Origin of the sequence: Rhodoblastus sphagnicola, from assembly GCF_002937075.1 — a bacterium.
Lineage (GTDB): Bacteria > Pseudomonadota > Alphaproteobacteria > Rhizobiales > Beijerinckiaceae > Rhodoblastus > Rhodoblastus sphagnicola.
The window spans coordinates 1-20,143 of record NZ_NHSJ01000112.1 but is presented as its reverse complement, the minus strand read 5'-3'; the positions used below and the strand labels follow the sequence as shown (position 1 = coordinate 20,143).

26 protein-coding genes are annotated in these 20,143 nt (G+C 62.5%); 22 read left to right on the top strand and 4 right to left on the bottom strand.

Annotation, left to right across the window (positions count from 1 at the left end; genetic code table 11):
- Nucleotides 1-12: 12 nt before the first annotated feature.
- Nucleotides 13-447: a type II toxin-antitoxin system PemK/MazF family toxin gene (locus CCR94_RS18290; protein ID WP_104509274.1), complete on the bottom strand. Its 435-nt coding sequence runs from the start codon at nt 445-447 to the stop codon at nt 13-15.
- 9 nt (nt 448-456) lie between these two features.
- Nucleotides 457-732 carry a prevent-host-death protein gene (locus CCR94_RS18285; RefSeq protein WP_104509273.1) on the bottom strand — a complete coding sequence of 92 codons (276 nt, stop codon included), beginning with the start codon at nt 730-732 and terminating at the stop codon, nt 457-459.
- A gap of 225 nt (nt 733-957) precedes the next feature.
- Between CCR94_RS18285 and CCR94_RS18280 the strand changes: the two genes are divergently transcribed.
- From CCR94_RS18280 to CCR94_RS18205, 16 genes are all read left to right on the top strand, one after another.
- Nucleotides 958-1,233 (top strand): hypothetical protein, encoded by a 276-nt coding sequence (locus CCR94_RS18280; RefSeq protein ID WP_146090090.1) that lies wholly within the window; start codon nt 958-960, stop codon nt 1,231-1,233.
- Nucleotides 1,234-1,235: 2 nt separating this feature from the next.
- Nucleotides 1,236-1,430 carry a hypothetical protein gene (locus CCR94_RS18275; protein WP_104509271.1) on the top strand — a complete coding sequence of 65 codons (195 nt, stop codon included), beginning with the start codon at nt 1,236-1,238 and terminating at the stop codon, nt 1,428-1,430.
- Between the two features lie 2 nt (nt 1,431-1,432).
- Complete coding sequence (locus tag CCR94_RS18270) at nt 1,433-1,795, top strand: hypothetical protein (protein ID WP_104509270.1); 363 nt, start codon at nt 1,433-1,435, stop codon at nt 1,793-1,795.
- A gap of 2 nt (nt 1,796-1,797) precedes the next feature.
- Nucleotides 1,798-2,040 carry a hypothetical protein gene (locus CCR94_RS18265; protein ID WP_104509269.1) on the top strand — a complete coding sequence of 81 codons (243 nt, stop codon included), beginning with the start codon at nt 1,798-1,800 and terminating at the stop codon, nt 2,038-2,040.
- A 3-nt stretch (nt 2,041-2,043) separates the two neighbouring features.
- Nucleotides 2,044-2,271 carry a hypothetical protein gene (locus CCR94_RS18260; RefSeq protein ID WP_104509268.1) on the top strand — a complete coding sequence of 76 codons (228 nt, stop codon included), beginning with the start codon at nt 2,044-2,046 and terminating at the stop codon, nt 2,269-2,271.
- 54 nt (nt 2,272-2,325) lie between these two features.
- Entirely contained in the window at nt 2,326-2,715 is a 390-nt protein-coding gene (locus CCR94_RS18255; RefSeq protein ID WP_104509267.1) for a hypothetical protein, read from the top strand.
- Nucleotides 2,716-2,906: 191 nt separating this feature from the next.
- Nucleotides 2,907-3,338, top strand: a complete 432-nt coding sequence (locus CCR94_RS18250) for a hypothetical protein (RefSeq protein WP_104509266.1) — start codon at nt 2,907-2,909, stop codon at nt 3,336-3,338.
- Nucleotides 3,339-3,444: 106 nt separating this feature from the next.
- Nucleotides 3,445-3,717, top strand: coding sequence for a hypothetical protein (locus CCR94_RS18245; RefSeq protein ID WP_104509265.1), 273 nt, complete (start codon nt 3,445-3,447; stop codon nt 3,715-3,717).
- The gene (locus tag CCR94_RS18240; RefSeq protein ID WP_104509264.1) at nt 3,714-3,974 is read left to right on the top strand and encodes a hypothetical protein; all 261 of its coding nucleotides are present in this window, start codon (nt 3,714-3,716) and stop codon (nt 3,972-3,974) included. The genes CCR94_RS18245 and CCR94_RS18240 overlap by 4 nt, the downstream gene beginning before the upstream one ends.
- Nucleotides 3,971-4,210 (top strand): hypothetical protein, encoded by a 240-nt coding sequence (locus tag CCR94_RS18235; RefSeq protein WP_104509263.1) that lies wholly within the window; start codon nt 3,971-3,973, stop codon nt 4,208-4,210. The genes CCR94_RS18240 and CCR94_RS18235 overlap by 4 nt, the downstream gene beginning before the upstream one ends.
- Nucleotides 4,207-4,419, top strand: coding sequence for a hypothetical protein (locus CCR94_RS18230; protein WP_104509262.1), 213 nt, complete (start codon nt 4,207-4,209; stop codon nt 4,417-4,419). Before CCR94_RS18235 ends, CCR94_RS18230 begins: the two co-directional genes overlap by 4 nt.
- 2 nt (nt 4,420-4,421) lie before the next feature.
- The gene (locus CCR94_RS18225; protein ID WP_104509261.1) at nt 4,422-5,045 is read left to right on the top strand and encodes a hypothetical protein; all 624 of its coding nucleotides are present in this window, start codon (nt 4,422-4,424) and stop codon (nt 5,043-5,045) included.
- A gap of 3 nt (nt 5,046-5,048) precedes the next feature.
- The gene (locus CCR94_RS18220; RefSeq protein WP_104509260.1) at nt 5,049-5,369 is read left to right on the top strand and encodes a hypothetical protein; all 321 of its coding nucleotides are present in this window, start codon (nt 5,049-5,051) and stop codon (nt 5,367-5,369) included.
- Nucleotides 5,370-5,374: 5 nt separating this feature from the next.
- Complete coding sequence (locus CCR94_RS18215; RefSeq protein ID WP_104509259.1) at nt 5,375-5,626, top strand: hypothetical protein; 252 nt, start codon at nt 5,375-5,377, stop codon at nt 5,624-5,626.
- A 30-nt stretch (nt 5,627-5,656) separates the two neighbouring features.
- Entirely contained in the window at nt 5,657-5,881 is a 225-nt protein-coding gene (locus CCR94_RS18210) for a hypothetical protein (RefSeq protein ID WP_104509258.1), read from the top strand.
- A 28-nt stretch (nt 5,882-5,909) separates the two neighbouring features.
- The gene (locus CCR94_RS18205; RefSeq protein ID WP_104509257.1) at nt 5,910-6,494 is read left to right on the top strand and encodes a DUF7007 domain-containing protein; all 585 of its coding nucleotides are present in this window, start codon (nt 5,910-5,912) and stop codon (nt 6,492-6,494) included.
- A gap of 215 nt (nt 6,495-6,709) precedes the next feature.
- Here CCR94_RS18205 and CCR94_RS18200 read toward each other — a convergent pair whose 3' ends face one another.
- Nucleotides 6,710-10,096 (bottom strand): bifunctional diguanylate cyclase/phosphodiesterase, encoded by a 3,387-nt coding sequence (locus CCR94_RS18200; RefSeq protein ID WP_158254826.1) that lies wholly within the window; start codon nt 10,094-10,096, stop codon nt 6,710-6,712.
- A gap of 721 nt (nt 10,097-10,817) precedes the next feature.
- Nucleotides 10,818-11,297: a Ros/MucR family transcriptional regulator gene (locus CCR94_RS18195; protein WP_104509255.1), complete on the bottom strand. Its 480-nt coding sequence runs from the start codon at nt 11,295-11,297 to the stop codon at nt 10,818-10,820.
- 532 nt (nt 11,298-11,829) lie between these two features.
- Here CCR94_RS18195 and CCR94_RS18190 point away from each other — a divergent pair.
- From CCR94_RS18190 to CCR94_RS18165, 6 genes are all read left to right on the top strand, one after another.
- Nucleotides 11,830-12,783, top strand: a complete 954-nt coding sequence (locus CCR94_RS18190) for an ArdC family protein (protein WP_104509254.1) — start codon at nt 11,830-11,832, stop codon at nt 12,781-12,783.
- Between the two features lie 111 nt (nt 12,784-12,894).
- On the top strand, nt 12,895-17,985 hold the full coding sequence (locus CCR94_RS18185; protein WP_104509253.1) for an N-6 DNA methylase: 5,091 nt from the start codon (nt 12,895-12,897) through the stop codon (nt 17,983-17,985).
- Between the two features lie 32 nt (nt 17,986-18,017).
- Nucleotides 18,018-18,527, top strand: a complete 510-nt coding sequence (locus tag CCR94_RS18180; RefSeq protein ID WP_104509252.1) for a hypothetical protein — start codon at nt 18,018-18,020, stop codon at nt 18,525-18,527.
- Nucleotides 18,527-19,231 (top strand): hypothetical protein, encoded by a 705-nt coding sequence (locus CCR94_RS18175; protein WP_184421929.1) that lies wholly within the window; start codon nt 18,527-18,529, stop codon nt 19,229-19,231. Before CCR94_RS18180 ends, CCR94_RS18175 begins: the two co-directional genes overlap by 1 nt.
- A gap of 221 nt (nt 19,232-19,452) precedes the next feature.
- Nucleotides 19,453-19,578 (top strand): light-harvesting protein, encoded by a 126-nt coding sequence (locus CCR94_RS18170; RefSeq protein WP_104509251.1) that lies wholly within the window; start codon nt 19,453-19,455, stop codon nt 19,576-19,578.
- 12 nt (nt 19,579-19,590) lie between these two features.
- Complete coding sequence (locus tag CCR94_RS18165) at nt 19,591-19,776, top strand: light-harvesting protein (protein WP_104469724.1); 186 nt, start codon at nt 19,591-19,593, stop codon at nt 19,774-19,776.
- Nucleotides 19,777-20,143 lie beyond the last annotated feature (367 nt).

The following is a 20,143-nucleotide window of genomic DNA, read 5'->3' as shown; positions in this document are numbered from 1 at the left end:
ACAGCCTCGCCATCAATCGCGAAGAACCATTCTTGATTTATGCGTCGCATGCCACGCCGAGAATGCCTTTATGATTTTTTCAAAGAAGACCGGAGGCAAGAAGCCGTAGTCGTAACGGTCGTTTTTGCCGGGCACTTTTCTGAGGTCGTAGCCCGGCCAATCGAACTGATTGCCTTCCACGACAACAACCCATGAGCGCTCATCATCAAGACCCAGATGCCGTTTCAAGGCCGGTGGAATTTCAATGGCGCCGGCTTCGTCGGCAGGAGGCGTGTGGGTGATTGGGAGGACTGTAACTTCGGTTGCGTCGTTCTCTCCGCGTTCGACCGCCAAAACGATCACGCTGGGCCGGTTTTTCCGCCCTTCGTCTTGGCCTTTTTCATGTTCGTAGCGCCAGAGATACGCAAAGGAGATTACAAGGCCCGGCTCGGGCAAAGGGATGGGCATGTGCCCCCGTTATTTCTGATCTAACAGAGCATTGAGATGAGCATGGCGCTCATCCATGCGCGACCGGCTGATTTCAGCAACTTTGTCATCAGGCAGCTCCGCAGTCGCGAAGCTGCGGCGGAGCTGTTTAAAGCGCTGGAATTCTTCATATTCGGTTGGGCCGACAAAATAGCCCGTGATCGAACCGTGGCTCGACACCGGGACAGCAGCCCGCTGCGCTTGCATTCGATAGCGGCCGAAATTGCGCGTGAATTCCGCAGCGGGAACGGCTTCGATCTTAGCCATAAGGTCTCCCTTTCAAAGAAAAATATACATGAGTTGCGTGAAAAACGCAACTTGCGCGACTTACGCTAAATGTGCGGATGAGGCGGATCCTCATCAGGGCATCGCGAAACAACAAAAGACGAACAAAAGAGAATGAGATTTTCGCCACCGCATCGCCGTCACCCGCCGCAAGGGTCAAGCCCGGCGCTTCGCGCCCTTGCGGCGGGCTCGGGATGCGAAGCGCAAGTGGCTGTTATCGGACCAGAAAATGGAAAGGACAGCCTGATGAACAAATTCAGTGTTTCCTGCTCGCACCGCGATGAGCGCTGGCAACTCAAAAACGCGCCGTTCCGCGAGAATTGCGAAACCAATTATCGCCTGCACTTCGACCGCTTCGACGGTTGGTCGGCCAGCGCGCCCAACTTCGGGTGCGGAAAGTCCTTCCCGACGCCGGAGCGCGCCATCCACGCGTTGCTGTTTGAAAACGGCGCCTCCTTCATCATCATCACACCGGAGGGCTGACCATGTCCTTCGTGATCCGGAACATCGACACCCTCACGTTCCAGACCACCGAGGGGCGCTTTTCCAGCGAGCTTGATCTCGCTCGGCATTATCCAACGGCGAAAGCGGCAAACGCCGAACGCTACGACGGCGAGCGTATCATTAACCTGCGCACCGGGCGTGATGTCACCTCGACGCCGAGCGAGGAGCACGAGTGACCATGGCGCGCCCCATCTCTTATTCCGTCCCCTGCGCCGACAAGAACGGCGTCATCAGGTTCGAACCCCGCCTGGGCACGCCGATCAGGCTTTACATCGGCAATTACCAGCATCGCTTCGCAATCCAGGTCCACAATAGCCAGACCTCGCTCGTTCACGTCGAAACCGGCCTGATCGTCGGCGACGTCAACGACGCCGCTGTTCGCATGATGTGTTCGCGCGGCGGCGGCGCGCCGACCGACCGGGACGCAGCCAAATGGCTGATCGACGCGCTCATCGCCCAGCATGGCGCCGACAAGATCAACAGACAGATCAAGCAAAAGCTGGCGGAAGTCGCCCGCTACCGCGAAGTGGCGGTGGCCTGACCATGCCCGCCTGCGAAGTCACAGTCGAGTTCTGCTCAATCGACCCGCGCGACCCCATGGGGCCGCGCATGTTCGTCGCACACTGGTTCGCGCATGTCATCGAGCATCGCCGGCGACATTTCGTGCGCTACCGCGAGACCATGGATTTCGCGGAGCGCAAGGCGACGAAAACAGACGTCGTGCGCGACCACATTCCCGCCGAAGCCCGCAACCTGATCGGCCCCCCCACCACATTGAAGGCGTGAGCCATGATGCACCAAATCGAACACAACCCCACCACCGGCAAAATCATCGCCAAGCGGTTCACGCTCGAGGAGATCGAAGAGGCCAACGCCAACAATTACGGCCTCTGCCTCGCCTGCGGAGCCGAGCGGGAGTGCTGCGAGCCGGACGCGCGGAAATATCGCTGCGTGTCCTGCGAACACGACACGGTCTATGGCGCCGAGGAAATCGCGCTCATGGGCCTGCTGAAATAAAGCAAGCAACCGCCGAGCCGTCCCAGGCGGCCGGCGCTTCGCGGGAGAAAAACAATGGCCAATTTTTACGGCAATTGTCGTTCAAACTATTTCGCGGTGAAGGACGAGGATACGTTCAAAGCGTGGATCGCCCAATACGAGGTGACGCTGATCACGCGCGGCAACCTTTTCGGCTTCGTCTCGGACGACGAATCCGGTGGCGTTCCTCACCGCTGCGACGATGATGACGCCATCGACATCGACAGCGAAATCGCCGCGCACCTCGCCGACGACCAGGTCTGTGTCATCATGGCTTCGGGAGCGGAAGCCGCCCGGTACATTGCCGGATCGGCCATCGCCATTCACGCGAATGGCGAGAGTTTCAGCATCAACTTGAGCGACATTTACACGCGTGTCGCCGAGGAATTCGGCGAAGCCGCGCAATTCACCGTGGCCGAATACTGAACGGGTGACAACGGCCACGCCCCAGCCTGGGCCGACGGAAGAAATAGAACAAAAAAAGAAAATAAAATTTCGCTACCGCATCGCCGTCGCCCGCCGCAAGGGTCAAGCCCGGCGCTTCGCGCCCTTGCGGCGGGCTCGGGATGCGCAACGCAAGTGGCTGTTCAAGGTCCAAAAAATGGAAGGACAGCCCAATGATGCAATACATCATCCGCACCGACACGCCGTTCGCCGGCCACGTGCAATCCTACATCAGGCCCGACGGCTTTGTGGCCTATGCCGATGGCGACCTGACCCCCGAACAATATGGCGTCGAACGCGGCTTCCCCATTCGCGTGGTGAATGACGCCGAACTCGACGCAATGCTCGTGACCTGGACGGAGCGCCAGATCACGGAGCCGACCGAAGAGACGCTGGCCGACTTCACCTATGCGCTCGACTGCCTGCCGCCGTGCCGCTGGCAACGCTATCGCGGCGTCGAAATGTTCCATATTTCCGAAGGGCTTTCGCACGACCTGGTGCAGTGGCACGTCGCCATAGGCGAAAAGTGCTTCACCTTCGTCGACCGCAGATCCGCACCCACCGAAACGATCGCCGCCAAGGCCGCCGCCGCCAACGGGCGATAACCCCAGCCTTCAACGCGCCAAAGACACGCTCTGGCCGACGCAGACCCGTCGCCAGGGCGCACTCGCGTTCGACCCTTCGCCAGCAAGCCTGAAGGAACACCCAATCATGAACACAGCAACTCCACAGCCCGAGGACGAGATCACGCACGTCCTGTATCTGATCGGCGCCAGCGCCTATGCCTGCATCACCACCGGCGACGGCCGAAAGGTGGACATCCTGCTTCAGGGCGGACAGAGCGGGCAAAACTCGCTCCGCGCATTCGCCGCAGCCAAGCAGCGCGAAGCCGCCCGCGCCGGACACATGGCGCGCCTGGCTCGTGACGCCGCCGACTGGCTCGACCGGCAGTCCGGCCCAATCTTCCGGAGGGCCGGAGAATGAAGCTCCCGACCTTCCACCTGAACGGCTCGTCCGCCGCTGCGCTCCGAGACGAATATCGCGCGGCTTATGCTGCGCTTGGCGCCGCGCTGACGGCGCTGGCCGCCACCCATCCGCATGGGAGCGACTATTACCCGCAAGACGATGACGCCTTCCGCGCCGCGCTCGCCGAGCACCGCACGCGGGTCGCCCCGCTCACCAACGTCCATACCGAGATCGGCGCGCTCTATGCCCATTGCCAAGAGGGAGTCGAGACATGAACGCCAGCCCAACGCCCCGCGTCACTTTCGCCGCGCGCATGACCGCCGAACGCGACACCTACGCCGACCAATTGGACGATGTTCGCGCTCTCCTGATCGAGATCGAAGTCTATCTCGCCAGCCCGAAATTTCACGGCGCGGACAACGATTACGCCCACGTCACCACGGACATTCTGCCAAAGGTTCGCGCCGCCCGCGTGGCCGCCACACCTTTGGTGAGCAGAGGCCGGCGATGATCCGCCCCTGCGACGTCCTCGTCCTCATTTCGTGCTCCGGCGTGAAGACCGGCGGCGGCAAGAAGCCGCTGATCGACCTCTACGCCGGCCCGATGTGGCTGATCAACGAGCAATCCGGCTTCCTCTGCCACGGCCCGAATTACGAAGAGGTCTTCACTCAGGCGGTTTCCGTTCGCGCGGTTCCGCGCTCCACTCCCAGGGAGGATTGACCATGACCGAGCAACAAAAGACGCCGATCTGTCCGCATTGCGGAAGCCACGACATCGTGTTCGACGCCGCCGCGCGCTGGTCGGACGAAAAGCAAGAATGGGAGCTTTCCAGCACCCACGACAACACCACCTGCGACGATTGTGGCAGCGAATTTGACGCCCCCGATTGGATCAAGAGGGGCCAGGATCCCTCGATCTACGTCTTCGACGCCTCCGGTCACGGCTATCTCGAAGCGGGATGGTGGGTGCGTGCGGCCGACGCCCCTGGCGGCCTGATCGGGCCGCTGATCGCCGAGGAAAACGCCGAAGTCGAGCAGACACGTCTCATGGACCGACGCAACCGCCTGTTCAATTGCTGCACGAACTGTCTGCCCCCCGATTGGTCGCAGTTCTCGTTCATCACCATCGGCGGCTGCAAGGACGACCCCGACGATCCCGGCCACACGCTCGGGCTGTGCTCCGACGAGGAAGCGGAATTCTGGACCGTCTATGCCCGGCACAAGGAGCCCGACAGCGGCGAGGCGATCACCGATTGCAAGACCAAGGCCGAGGCGGAAGCCGTCGCCGCCGAGCTTTCCAAGCTTTCCGCCCTGCCGATCGGCTGGCCCAGCGCGGTGGAGGCCTGACCGATGCGCCTGACCAAACCCAGCAACGACCAAGAGGCGCTTCAAGCGCTTGTCACGATCATCATCGCGCAGGACTATTCCATCTCGGTGAATGACGGCGGCGATTGGCCGGTGAAACGATCGACCGACATCCCCGAGATTTGCGAGGCGGCGTCCGCCGTCAGCGAGGCGCTGTTGCGCCTGCGCGGCGGCGACGGAGCGACGGCCGGCATGATTGATCTGGTGTTCGGCAACGCGCCCGACGAGCTGATCAGCGATCACACCGACAATCCAGCGATGACCGCAATCTTCGACGAATTCCAACGCTGTTTTTCGAGGGAGTGACGGTCATGCAAACCGGAGACAAAGTTGTCGTCGCGACCTACGAGCACAAACACGGCTCCGACACACGCGTGTTCACGAGCGAGGCCGGCGCTCATCGTTGGCGCACCGCCATCGCGCTCAAATGGTGGGAGCACGAACTCTCCAGCATAAAGCCGAAGCCCGACAACCCGAATGAGGCGGCCGCCGCTTACTGGGATCACATGGAGGAGCGCGACTTCGAACACTTCACCATTCAAGAAGCCGACGTCGAAGAATAATCACCCATTTGGAACGATGGACACCTGACCATGCACACCGCCGAATTCTCGCTGTTTGCCCGGATCAATGACGAACGCGCGCTCATCAAGGGCGCTCGTCGCCATGCGATGCGCGCCAACGCCATGACCGCAAGAGAGGCCATCAAACTGATCGACGGCGTCAAGGCGGCGCTCATCCAATTTCTCGACCCCGGCGTTCCGCCGCACCCCGGCTTCGAAATCCTCGAATCCACCTGCGAAACCCACCGGAATTAACAAAACCCAGGCACAAGAGTTGACCCCGATGCACACGCCCTGGGGAGAATCCGAAGAACAGCAAACCTATGCCAAAGGAATCACATTCTACCAGACGCCGTCCCACGGCGGCTTTCATGTGCTTCCCGACCAGAATGCAAAAATCCATACCGCCTGGCGTCGTGAGGACGGATGGTACGAAGAAGATTGCGATTGGGCGATCGTCGCCATGACGTTTCCCGACTTGTTCGACGCCGAGCACGTCGAGAGCGCCAGGAACACCGCCAAAGCGTGGCATCCGCACGCCTACATGGCTGTGACCGGCGAAACGCTTGAGCCGAAAGACTCCTTCGTCCTGCAGCGGCAACTCTTCGCCAAAAAGCACGCCGACGATTGGGTTGTCGTCGCCGCCCTATCATCGAAGACCCGACCCGGCATGGTCGATTGCATCGCCATCAAGGGCGGCCAGGGAAGCCACGGTCCCGAACGCCGATTCCTGATCCCCAGCGAGGAATACAAGCCCGGTCAGTTCGGCTTCGTCGTTCCCAACGGAACATATCCTTATTTTGACGGTCCCAGGCCGCTTTGGGATGACGTCTCCTACGTGGACCCCAGTCCCCGAGAAGCAGTCTGATTTCTCCCGTCTGCCAATTGGCTGGCCCAACGCGAAGGCCGGCGGTTGAGCTTGGGAGATGGCGCACACGTGGTGTGGCCACGACCCTCGCGCATGGCTCCCTGACAAAGAAGCGCCCCGCTTGGCGGGCGACACCGATTGCCTCGGAAGTGTTCACCTCCCGCCGGGAACGTGGGGAGGCTCCACGCCCGCAGATACTTCCAGCGCAAGCCGGATCAAGCGACCATGGCGGTGGCGATGGCGGCTTCCAACTGGGCGGAAGCTCCGCGCTCCAACCGCGCCAGCAAGGCCGGAATGTCCGCGGCGGGGAGGGGCTTGCTGAACAGGTAACCCTGAGCCTCGCCGCATCCTTCTCGGGAAAGCGCCGCGAACTGCCCTTCCGTTTCCACGCCTTCGGCGGTGGAAGTCATCGCGAGCGCGGCACACATCGCCGTCACTGCGCGGATGATGGCTTCGCTCTGGGGCAATTCGCCAAGCCCAATGGTGAAGGCGCGGTCGATTTTCACCTTGTCGAACGGGAAGCTCTGCAGATAGCTCAGCGATGAATACCCCGTGCCGAAATCGTCCATCGCGATCCGAACGCCAAGCGCTTTCAACTGTCTCAGTGTCGCCAGCGTCGCCTCGGTGTCCTGCAGCATCACCGTCTCGGTGATTTCCAACTCAAGTCGGTCAGGTTCAAGTCCGGACTTCGCCAGCGCCGCCGCGACCCCGTCGACAAGGCCGCGGTGGGCGAACTGGACAGGCGACAGGTTCACAGCGACCCTGGGACCGCTGGGCCAAGTCATGGCTTCGGCGCAGGCCCGGTTCAGGACCCATTCGCCAAGCGGGACGATCAGGCCGATCTCCTCCGCAAGGGGAATGAAGGCGTCGGGCGGGATCAGGCCGCGTTCGGGATGGCGCCACCGCACCAGCGCCTCCAGGCACGACACCCGACGTGAACTGACCGAGACGATCGGCTGGAAGAAGACGTCGAATTCCTGCGCAGCCAGGGCCCGGCGCAGGTCGGACTCCAGGGCGCGGCGCAATTGCATGCGCGCGTCCATCTCCGGCTCGAAGAAGCGGAGGCAGCCGCGACCGTCGGCCTTGGCGCGGTAGAGGGCCATGTCGGCCGCCTTCACAAGGGCGTCCGGGTCCAGGCCGTCGGACGGAGCGACGGCAATGCCGACGCTGGCGCCGACGCAGACCTGATGGCCCTCGAGATCGAATGGCCTTTCGATGGCGGCGATGATCCGTTGCGCCAGCGCGGTTGCGTTGTGAGGCTCGTCGGTGTCGGCCTCGACAATGACGAATTCGTCGCCGCCGAGGCGCGCGAGCGTATCGGTATCGCGCAGTTCCGCCTTCAGCCGCGCGGCGACTTCGCGTAGAAGCGCATCGCCGACCGGGTGGCCGAGCGTGTCGTTCACGTCCTTGAAGCGGTCGAGGTCGATCAGCAGCACGGCGAAGCCGCGCCCGCGGTGCGCCCGGGCCAGCTCCGCTTCCAGTCGTTCGCGGAACAAGGTCCGGTTGGGCAGCCCCGTCAGGCCGTCGTGGTGGGCGAGATGCGCGATGCGCGCCTCGGCCTCGTGGCGTTCGGTCACGTCGATCACCACCCCCAGCGAGGCCAGGTGTTGTCCGTCGGCGCCATACTCCCGGCGCGTGCGGGCTTCGAAATGGCGCAGGCCGCCATCTTCGAGATGATGAATGCGGAAGGTGTCGGTTCCAACATCGCCGCGGTCCAGCGCGCCGGCTTCGATTTTGGCGTGGAGGCGCTCGCGATCCTCGCGCAGGAGGGGAGCCCACCATTGTTCGATCGCGAGCTTTTCGCCATCCTGGGGAAAACCATACATCGCGCGGGTTTCCGGGCTGCAATCCACGAGCCCGCTGACGAAATCGAGGCGGAACGTGCCGATGCGGCCGACCTCCAGACTCATTTGCCGCAGCGCGTCGGCCTGGCGGGCGTCGGTGACGTCGATGATGACCCCCAGCGCGCCGAGCGGACGTCCGTCGGCGGCGTACTCGCGGCGCACCCGCGACTCGAAATGGCGCAGGGCGCCGGTGGCCATGTGGCGAACCCGGAACGTGGCGACTTCGTCGGCTGTCTTGACGGCGCTGTTGGCTTCAATCCTGGAGCGCAGGCGTTGGAGGTCCTCGGGCAGAATCGCCCCCCACCATTCCGCCGCCGTGAGCAACGCCTCGCCCGGGGGCATGCCATACATGGCCCGGGCCTCGGCGCTGCAGTCCACCAGGTCGGTGACCATGTCGTGCCGGAAGGCGCCGATGCGGCCGATTTGAAGGCCGAGTCGCAGCAATGCTTCGTTGGCGCGCAGTCGCTCCAACGCTTCCCGCGTTTCGGTGACGTCTTGCACGATGGCCAGGCCGCGCGTCGCGCGCCCCCGGTCATCGCGTGCGGAGACGGCCATGCTGACGCGGCACCAGGTCACGGTTCCATCGGGCTTGACGCAGCGCACCACCACATCGGCCCGGGCGGCGCCTTCGACCGCTTTGCGCCAGTACTCGACCAGTTGATCCCGGTCATCCGGATGGGCGATGTCGCCGGGGGTGAACTGGAGCAACTCGGCCGCCGTTCGTCCCGTCATTTCGCAAAAGCGGTCGTTGGCGCGCAGGAGTTTCCTCGAGGGCGCCTCGATCTCGACCAGTCCGGTCGCGCCATTGTCGAAGACGGCGTTGAGCGCCATCTGGTGCTCGTGGATGCGCGCCGCGCGTTCGCTCTCCCTGGATGCGGCTTGGCGGCCGGTCAGCACGACTCCCGCGCCAAGCAGGCACTCCAGCAGCAGCACACCAATCACCCAGCGGGTGACGTCCCGACGCCAGGGCGCGAGGATGTCATCGACCGCTCGGGCCGCGATGAGGTAAAGGGGATATTCATCAAGCACGCGGACGCCCAACATCCGGTCGACCCCGTCCAGCGGACTGACGTGGCGCAGGGGGACGATATCGGCCGTTCCCAGCGCCCGGCGCCATGCTTCATTCTCGGGAACGACCGCGCCGATGCGGCCTTCAAGTCGCGGGTGGCGAGCCAGCATCAAGCCGTCGCTGCGGTACAGCGTGACCGAACTGCGCGGGCCGATTTCGACACGGCTGAAGGCGTCCTCGAAATAGGCCAGTTCGACGCTGGCGACGACGGCGCCGAGAAAAACGCCATCGGCGGTCCTTATGGGGCGGGCGATATTGATGATCCAGCGCCCATCGATCAGGCTCGCCAGCGCGCCGCTGATAACGGTTTCGCGTCGGGGGTCGTCGCGCAGGACCTGAAAATAGTCGCGCGCCGCCACCGAAATGGGTTCAGCGGGCCAGGCGCTCGAACTGGCGGCTGCCTGACCCTCCGCGTCGACCACCGACAGCTTCCGGACCTGCGGCAAGGCGGCGACGCGGGCGCTCAGCGACGCGTGCGCTTCGCGGCCGGCGAGTCGTTCGCGCAGCGCCTCCGGCGCGCCGACGCCCTCGGCGCGCAGCCATTCCGTCACGCTGGATTCGAGCAGTTCGATCGCGCGGACATCGCTCTCCACCCAATGGCTCACCACGTGCGCCATGTTCTGCAACTCGCGCTCGGCGTCGCGCAGCGCCGCCTCTCGCCGCTGCAGCAGATGGGTCGTCGCGCCCATAATGATAGCGATCCCCACCGCGCCCGAAGCGAGCGACCGCCACATTCCAGCGCGAACGCCAGGGCGCAGCTCCACACGCGCGGCGCGCAAGAGTGAAAGGGTCCATGGATTCGGAAATTGGAAATGGCCAAAAATGTGCATGACGCCAGCCGAGTGTTTTCGGTCGCCATGCGGGATGGGGGCGCCGGGAGATGCTGCAACCATAAGTTGCTGAATTTGGTAAAAATTCGTTTCATTGTCCAATTTAAGGTCTGAACTTTTTCCTTTTTTTGTGACGGCGCCACACATCCGCGCCCCTTCTTGGAGTTGCGCTCTGGCCCAGGCGCCACGTTTGCCTATTGCTCCGGCACGGTGAAGTCTCGAATTGAGGTCATTACCCGCGACTTCTCAGACCGTGATTATGACAGGTGGAATCCAAACTCCTCCGTGCCAAAACAATAAAAAAGCTAGATTATGGAGCCAATTGCGGCTTCAAATCAAAAGCGCTGGTCTGTTTCGCTATTGAAACGTCTATTAAGCGAGCGAAAGCGCGCCGCGCGGGACCGTCTTGTCGCAGGACCGCAATGAGCCGTTTCCTATCGTCGGTTGACATTGGTAGCCAACAACGAACCTGCCGGCGCCCAGCATCGCAGACAGGTTCGTAGCGCCCAACCTTGGCCGCGGTTTCAGACGAATTTGGCGCCGGGACCGCCAAGGCAACAGCCCGGAATGCCGAATCCTGTTATTCCGCCGCCGCTTTGACCGCGGCCTTTTTCCTGACGGGCTTTTTTTCCACGCCCTTCGTCGCCTTCACGACCTCGGCAGCCTTGCGTCCCAGCCCGGCGCTCTTGGCCAAAGAGGATCGCTGGGCGGAATAGTTCGGCGCCACGATCGGATAGTCGGCCTTCAAGCCAAAGGTCGCGCGATATTCGTTTGGAGACAGGTTGTGTTCCGATTGGAGATGACGTTTCAAGGATTTGAACGGCTTACCACAACACAGGCACGTCAACGCATCCGGGCTGATGGACTTCTTGACTGAAACCGCCGGCTCCATTTTCTTCGGCTCTTCAGCCTCAGCCGCGACTGCCTTTCCGCCGGCTACACCGAAGGCGTTCTTGACCGTCTCGATCACAGACATGAGGTCTGCCGGGGCGACCGTATTATTGGATAGATAAGACGAAATAATTTGCGCTACCAGCGGCGTATTCTCATTTTCGGCCATTTTGGATTCCTCCGAATCACATTTATGTATCAGAACTCAATTAACGTTTTATAGTTGAATGTTCAATTGATGAGTGTTTTCTGGATTATCATATAGCGAAAGCCTCGCAGCAAATGGAGGAGTTTTTGAACGGGTGACAGTCACCGAGCGAGGAGGCGGCGTTCCAACTGTCAATCGATCAAAGTCTCGCGAAGCGAAATAGCAACTTAGTGTGAACGGGGTTTCTCATGATATCGCCGGGACTCCAGCGCCTTTTCCGCTTCCCGGGTGCGTATTGATTCCTTCGGCTGAGGGCAGTGTTTTGCCAGCTCGACTTCGCCACCACTGCGCGAACGACGTGGGCAATGATGAGCCGTCGGAACGATTCGAAGGAATAAGGAAATTGAACAAAAAAGAAGAAGAATAATCCCGCTACCGCATCACCGTCGCCCGTCGCAAGGGTCAAGCCCGGCGCTTCGCGCCCTTGCGGCGGGCTCCGGGATGCGGGGCGCAAGAGGCTGTTTTCGGACCAGAATATGGAAAGGACAGCCCGATGAGCAAGTTCAGGAGCGCGAGCGTTCGCCGCGACCATTACGAAGAACTCACCCAGACCATCATCGCGAAGCTGGAGAGCGGCGTCCTGCCGTGGCGCAAGCCGTGGGACGCGTCGAAATGCGCTTCAGCCAACAGCCCCATGAACCCGACGACGGGGCGCTCCTATCGCGGCATCAACGCCCTGGCGCTCGCCATATCGCCGCACACCTTCACATCCGGCGATCCGCGCTGGTGCTCCTATAAGCAAGCTGAGGGACGCGGCTGGCAGGTGCGCAAGGGCGAAAAGGGCACGATCGTCTTCTTCTACAAGAAGCTGAACATCAAAGGAGAAAACGAGGAAGACCGCACGATTCCATTGCTGCGCGCCTACACCGTATTCCACGCCTCGCAGATCGACGGCATCCCCGACTTCGTTTTACCCGAAGCGGCCAAGCCCGTCATCGAACGCATCACCGACGTCGATACGATCCTCAGGGACAGCGGCGTCCGCATTGAGATCGGCGGCGACCGGGCGTTCTATCGTCCATCAACCGACCATATCCAAATGCCCCCGGAACAGGCCTTTGAAGACATGCCGGCCTGGGCGGCTACCGTGATCCATGAGCTCGCTCATGCTTCGGGCGCAAAACATCGGCTCGACCGCGACCTCACCGGCCGGTTCGGCAGTTCGGCCTACTCGCGCGAGGAATTGCGCGCGGAATTGGCAAGCCTTTTCGTCGGCAACACTCTCGACTTGCCCTGCGACGTGCCCAATCACGCCAGCTACATCGAGTCCTGGGTCAAAGTGCTGAAGGACGACAAGCGCGAGATTTTCCGCGCCGCCGCAGACGCCAACCGCATCGCCGAATGGATGCTGTCGCACCATCCTGACCACGCCGCCGGCGACGACGACCAGAATGCGACGGACGACGCCCTGCCAGCCCAAGCCTCCGATGAGGCTCTGGCCGCCTGATCGCGCCAAGCAGACCGCGCCGGCCCTCAAGCTCACCCCCCCAACCCAGACACATCGCGACGGCGCCCAGCGGCGCCGCGCGATCACACGCATTCGAAAGGCCTCGGACCGATGAAAAAATCCATTGATCAAATGACCCTGCCACTGTTCGACACCACTTCGCTCAGCACCGGCGCGTTCGGCCTCTATTCCGGCCTGTCGCTCGGCGAAGCCACCGACGTCGCCGAGCCCGAAGCAGAAGATGAAGCCACCAGCCCCGCGCCAGTGACCACGCGCGCGCGAAACTTCCGGCTGCGTGGCCTGCGGCCTCTCGCCTCCGACTGGAAGTCCCGCGCCGCCGACAATCTCGCGGCCATCCGCCTGATGCAGCAGATCGAGGGGGAAGCGCGGAACGCGACGCCCGACGAACAAAGCCAGTTGGCGCGGTTCATTTCGTTCGGCGCCGGCGATCTCGCGAACAATCTTTTCCGCCGTTCGGCCGACGATGCCCTGCCGAAAGGCTGGGAGACTATCGGCCAGGAGCTCGAGCAACTGGTTTCGCCGGCGGAACTCGCGAGCCTCGCGCGCGTCACCCAATACGCGCATTTCACGCCGGAATTCATCGTTCGCGCCATGTGGAAGGCGCTGCGCCGCATGGGCTTTTCCGAAGGCCGCGTGCTCGAGCCCGGTTGCGGCTCCGGACTGTTCTTCTCCCTCCTGCCCGAGGCGCTCGCCGACAAGACCACCCTGACCGGCGTCGAACTCGATCCAATCACGGCGCGGATCACGAAACTCCTCTTTCCGAACGCCCAAATCCGCAACGAGGATTTCACCAAGGCGCGCCTTCCCGACGCCTATGACCTGGTGATCGGCAATCCCCCGTTCAGCACCCGCACCGTGCGGGGCAGCGACCCCGTCGGCGCGCTCAATCTGTCGCTGCACGACTACTTCATCGCGCGGTCGATCGAACGCCTGCGCCCCGGCGGCGTCGCGGCCTTCGTCACGAGCCGCTGGACCATGGACAAGACCGACGCCACGGCGCGGTCCTTCATCGCCTCCATGGCCGACCTGCTGTGCGCCGTCCGCCTGCCGGAAGGCGCCATGCGCGCCGGCGCGGGGACCGATGTCGTGGTAGACGTGCTGATCTTCCAGAAGCGCGAGGCGGACCAGCCGGCCAAAGCCGAGAATTGGATCGAACTCGATGCGGTCCTGCCGGCCGAGGACGGCGAGAACGAGTTGCGCATCAACCAATATTTCGTGGCGCATCCCGCCATGGCGCTCGGCAAGCATGCGCGCACCACCAGCGCCTATGGCCCGACCTACACCTGTCTGCCCACCCATGCCAACGAACCGGCGCTGTTCCGCCGCCTGATCGAGGCGCTCTACATTGTTCCGCCCGCAATCTACGCGCCACGGCCGCAGCTCCCGAAAGAGCTGAACGACCTGCTCGACCTGGACAGCGAAACGGTCGACGTCGGAACCGCCGCCGAGGGCGCCACGATCAAGGAGGGCAGCTATCTCGTCGTCAAGAACAGTCTGGCGCAGATCGTCAATGGCAGGCCGGTCCCGATCGCGATTCGCCAGGGCAAGGGCACGGAAGGCATTCCGGCCAAACACGCCCGCATCATTCGCGGCCTGATCCAGGTCCGTGACGCCGTGCGCGAGGTTTTGCGCGCGCAGGCCGCCGATCTGCCCTGGGGCGTCGCCCAGGTGCGGCTGCGCTCCGCCTATGCCCATTTCAAGCGCGACTTCGGGCCGATCAACCTGACGACGATTTCCGAGACCACCACCGCCGAGGGCGAGGTCCGGGAAACCGTGCGCCGCCCCAATCTCCAGCCTTTCCTCGACGATCCCGACGTCTGGCTGGTCGCCTCGATCGAAGACTATGACGTGGAAAGCGGCCACGCCAGCCAAGGTCCGATCTTCAGCCAGCGCGTGCTGCATCCGCCGACCACGCCGGAAATCACCAGCGCGGCCGACGCGCTCGCCGTCGTGCTGCACGAAACCGGCATGGTCGACGTCGACCGGATCGCCGAACTCTTGGGCGTCACCCGCGAGACGGCAATCGCCGACCTGGGCGACCGCATTTTCCTCGATCCTGCTGCGAGCGGAACAAAAAAAGAACTTTGGCGCACCGCCGACGCCTATCTGTCCGGCGACATCCGCAAACGCCTGGCGATCGCCACCGAAGCCGCGATTGAGCATCCCCGCTTTCAGCGCAACGTCGAGGCTTTGAAGGAAGCGCTGCCGGAGGACCTCAAGCCCTCCGAGATCACCGCCCGCCTCGGCGCGCCGTGGATCCCCGCCGACGTCATCGCCAAATTCTGCGAGGAAATCCTCGGCGTCAAAACGCAGGTGTATCACACGGTCGAAATCGCCTGCTGGACCATCACCGCCAGCGCCTTCCAGCAAAACCCGGCCTCGACGTCCGATTGGGGCACACTGCGCCGCCACGCCGGCGAACTCGTCACCGACGCGCTCAATTCCCGCATCCCCCAGATTTACGACGAATTCGAGGAAGACGGCGTCAAGAAGCGCGTCCTCAACGCCGCCGACACCGAGGCCGCCAAGGACAAGCTCACCAAAATCAAGCAGGCGTTCGAGAACTGGATCTGGACCGATGCCGAGCGCGCGGAAACCTTGGCGAAGCTTTACAACGAGCGCTTCAACAATCTCGTGCCGCGCTGCTTCGACGGATCGCATTTGACGATCCCCGGCGCCTCCAGCGTGATCAAATTCTACCGGCACCAGAAACGCGGCATCTGGCGCATTCTATCCGCCGGATCGACTTATCTCGCCCATGCTGTTGGCGCTGGCAAAACCTTCACGCTCGCCGCCGCCGTGATGGAGCAGAAGCGGCTCGGCCTGATCACCAAGCCGATGCTGACCGTGCCCGGCCATTGCCTGGCGCAGGCGGCGCGCGAATTCCTGCAGCTCTACCCGACCGCCCGCATCCTGGTGGCGGACGAGACCAATTTCGCCAAGGACAAGCGCCAGCGCTTCCTGGCCCGCGCCGCGACGGCGAATTGGGACTGCATCATAATCACCCATTCGGCGTTCAAGTTCATCGCCACCCCCGCGAAATTCGAGGAGGGCTTGATCGCCGACCAGCTCGCCTCCTACGCCGAGCTCATCAGCCGCATCGACAAGGAAGACCGGATTTCGATCAAGCGGCTGGAGCGCATGAAGGAGGGCATCGAGGCCAAGCTCGAAGCCCTCAAGAGCCGCAAGGACGACATGCTGACCATCGCCGAACTCGGCGTCGATCAAATTCTTGTCGACGAGATGCAGGAGTTTCGCAAACTCACGTTCACCACCAACCAGAGCACGCTGAAAGGCATCGACCCGGACGGATCGCAGCGCGCCTGGGACCTCTATGTGAAAACCCGCTTCCTGGCGCTGAACCGCCGCACCGAACGTGCGTTGATCGCGGCGTCGGGCACGCCGATCACCAACACGCTCGGCGAGATGTACACGATCCAGCGCTTCTTCCAACCGGACATGCTCGAGGAACGCTCCATTCAGGAATTCGACGCCTGGGCTGCGTCCTTCGGCGAAACGACAACCGACCTCGAATTGCAGCCGTCCGGTCTCTACAAGCCGGTCACGCGCTTTGCGGAATTCGTGAACATTCCCGAACTGATCTCGATGTTCCGCGACTTTGCCGATGTCGTGCTCAAATCCGACCTGCGTGAAAACCTGAAACTGCCGCGCATCGCCACCGGCCAGCGCCAGATCATCACCGCGCCGGCGACAACTTCGTTCAAGACCTATCAGAAGGTGCTGGCCAAGCGCATCAAGGCGATCGAAGGCCGCACCGGCCGCCCGAAGAAGGGCGACGACATCCTTCTGTCGGTCATCACCGATGGCCGCCACGCCGCGATCGACCTGCGCTTCACCGACCCCGATCATCCCAACGAGCCGGAAAACAAGCTCAATTCGATGATCGACAAGGTCTTTGCGATCTGGCGCGACTCCTCGGAGCGGCGCTATCTCCGGCCAGACGGAACATCCGACCCGATCCCCGGCGCGACCCAGATGATCTTCTCCGACCTCGGCACGCCGTCCGTCGCGGAATCGCGCGGGTTTTCCGCCTATTTGTGGATCAGGGAATCCCTGATCGCGCGCGGCGTTCCGGCGTCCGAAATCGCCTTCATGCAGGACTTCAAGCGCTCGGCGGCCAAGCAGCGGCTGTTCAACGACATGAACAGCGGCAGAAAGCGCATCCTGATCGGCTCGTCGGAAACCATGGGCACCGGCGTCAACGCTCAGCAGCGCCTCGTCGCGCTGCACCATCTGGACGTCCCCTGGCTCCCCTCTCAGGTCGAACAGCGCGAAGGCCGCATCGAGCGCCAGGGCAACCAGAATGACGAGATCGAACTCTACGCCTATGCGACCAGGGGCAGCGTCGACGCCACCGGCTGGCAAACGCTCGAACGCAAGGCCCGGTTCATCGAAATGGCCATGTCCGGCGACCGTTCGATCCGCCGCATCGAGGATGTCGGCGCCCAGGCCAATCAGTTCGGCCTCGCCAAGGCGATCGCATCCGGCGACGAGCGGCTGATGCGCAAGGCCGGTGTCGAGGCGGAGATCGCCCGTCTGGAGCGCCTGCGCGACAACCATTTCGACGAGCAGATCATGCTGCGCGGCAAGATCGATCGCATGCGCAACAACGCCGAGCGCGCGCGGCTGCGCATCACCCAGATTGAAGCCGACATCGCCAAACGCCGCTCGACGCGCGGAGAGGCCTTCGCGATGACCATCGACGAGCGGAACTTCACCGACCGCAAGGACGCCGGATCGCTGCTGCTGAAGCACGTCCTCAAGAACCGCGCCGCCAAAGGCTTCAGCCCGCACCGGATCGGAGCCATCGGCGGCTTCGACCTGCGGTTCACCAAGGGCCTGTTCGGCTATCCGATCCTCGTCCTCGCGCGCACCGGATTGAACGAAACGATCGAGACCGACGGCGACCTCACGCCGCTCGGCCTGGTTTCGCGCATCGAGCATGTGCTCTCGCGGTTTGAAACCGATCTGCGGGACGAGAACGCGACCATCGCCCAGGCCGACGCCTGGCTGCCCTCGCTGGTTTCGCGCATCGGCGCCCGGTTCCAGTTCAACGACGAGCTGGCCGACAAGCGGGCCGAACTGAGCGAATTGAACGCTTCGCTCGCCGCCACGACCGCCGAGACCGACGCGATCGAGCCCGCCGCCGAGGCGGCTTGAATTCTTTCCACTCTAAAATGAGGAACATCGCGATGCTTTCCGCAGCCCTCACGCGCGCCTTGACCACGCCAGCTTTCACCGCTGGCGATTTCACGCCGACCAAATGGGATTCCGCCAAGGATAAGGCGGACTTCGCCAATGCCTTGCTGAAATTCATCGCGCAGGACTTTCCCCGCACGAAATTCCACAACGCCATGTACAACCGGCTTTCCAGCACATTCGGCCACATAGCGCACTGCGATCGGACAGGCTTCTACGAGACCTTCTTTTTGACCGCGAAAGGCAAGATCGCGTTTCTGGAACAATGCGTGAACTGGCCCTGTTTCGGCGATCCAACCTACACCTATTGCGACGTCGAGCGCGCGGTGATCGGACGTCTCAGGACCTCCAACGTCCTCACGCTGCTGCAATCGCAGACGACAATCGAACAGCGCCAGACCGATCTCGCCTTGTTCGCCAAGCTCAAAGCGCGGCACGAGCCGGTGGCGACGTCTTCGACGCCCTCACCTTCCCTTTTCTCGCTGCTGGAAGGAGGCCAGTGATGCGTTTCCGCCGTTGGCCCCGCCCTACGCCTTACGAAGACACGCCACGCAAACGCGCGGCCTTCACCCGCAAACAGCGCCTCGAACGCGAAGCCCTGCCGCTTTACGCGAACGAAATCGCCGAAAACCAACACAGCGCGGATGAAGAAATGGATCGGCGCGCCGTCACCTGGGATCGCGTTGAACAGAGCAAACGCGATTATCATGCCTTGAAATGGCGGGAGACGCGCGCACGATTGTTCTCGTTTCCAGAGCCCGTGCGGCTTCAAATCAGACGGATTTGGCGCGACTGTCCCTATCCCCCGGATCACGCCTATTTTTCTGACCTCTTGCGGCAGATCCAAATCGGCAAAGAAGATCCCTACCGCCCGTCTTGGGTTTTCCATCCCGCCATACGTGCGCGCACAACGCCCAACCCGGCGAAATTCGCGGAGGCCTTCAAGCAAATCGGCAAACCGCCGGCCTCTCCGACCGCCCCAAGGCTCACCACGATCTATTGCGGCAATCTCGGCTCGGGCATCCTGTTTCTGCGCGCGACGCCCGATCCAGCCAACTTCGTCGATCTTGAAGTCACCGGCCCCTGTTCCGACCACGAACTCACCCTGATTGAGCGCCTCGCCCAAGCTGACCGCGCCGACCGCGTTGTCGCGCGCCGGCGCGGCGCCGAAATCGGCAATGCCCTGGAAAATCAGGAGGCGGCATAGAAATATGCGCGCCTATCGGCAGAGAGCGGCGGCGCGCGGCCGTCGGATCAGGCGAACCCGTCAAGTTAATTTGACATTACAATTTGTCCATGTATATTGGCTTCAGCGCTGCAGCGGCGAGATCGCATTCGGTCTCACCATAAGCAAACGACGCCATGCCACGGGCGACCCGCGTGCGGGTATAGCACGAATAAAACGTGGTTCACTTTGAGAGGTGTACAATGGCTTTGACCGTTGCCGAATCTGAAGAACTTCACAAGCACGTCATCGACGGCACCCGCGTGTTCTTCGTGCTCGCGATCTTCGCGCACGTTCTCGCGTTCGCTTTCTCTCCCTGGCTGCATTGAGGAGCTTCTGATATGAACCAAGGCAAGATCTGGACCGTTGTGTCCCCGAGCGTCGGCCTCCCGCTGCTGCTGGGCTCCGTCACTGTCATCGCCATCCTGGTCCACGTTGCGATCCTGTCGCACACCACGTGGTTCCCGGGCTACTGGCAGGGTGGCCTGAAGAAGGCCGCTGCGATCGAGACCTCGATCGTCGGCTAATGCCCGACATCGCTTGAGCATGTGACGCCTCTGCGCAGCATGTGAAGCAAGCCTTTGCGACCGGTATCCCAGTGGGACGCCGGTCTTTTTGCGTTTGACGCCTAGCGCGCCGCTCGACGCTCACGAGCGCGCGCTGTCCGATCCCTCCGCAAGCACCGCAAGCGCTTGCAGTCCTGCGCCAACACGCCGAATTGTCACGGTTAAGTAGTGGATCTGTTAGATAAAACAGGGCTGCTCTCGTGAAGATCCTATGAGGGCCAAAGGTGGCCAAGGTCGAGTATCCTTGGGCCGTCGAATGACCTCAAGGAGAAGGAAGATGTCTCAAGCCTCGGGAACCACGCCGTCCACCATTGACTACGACACCACA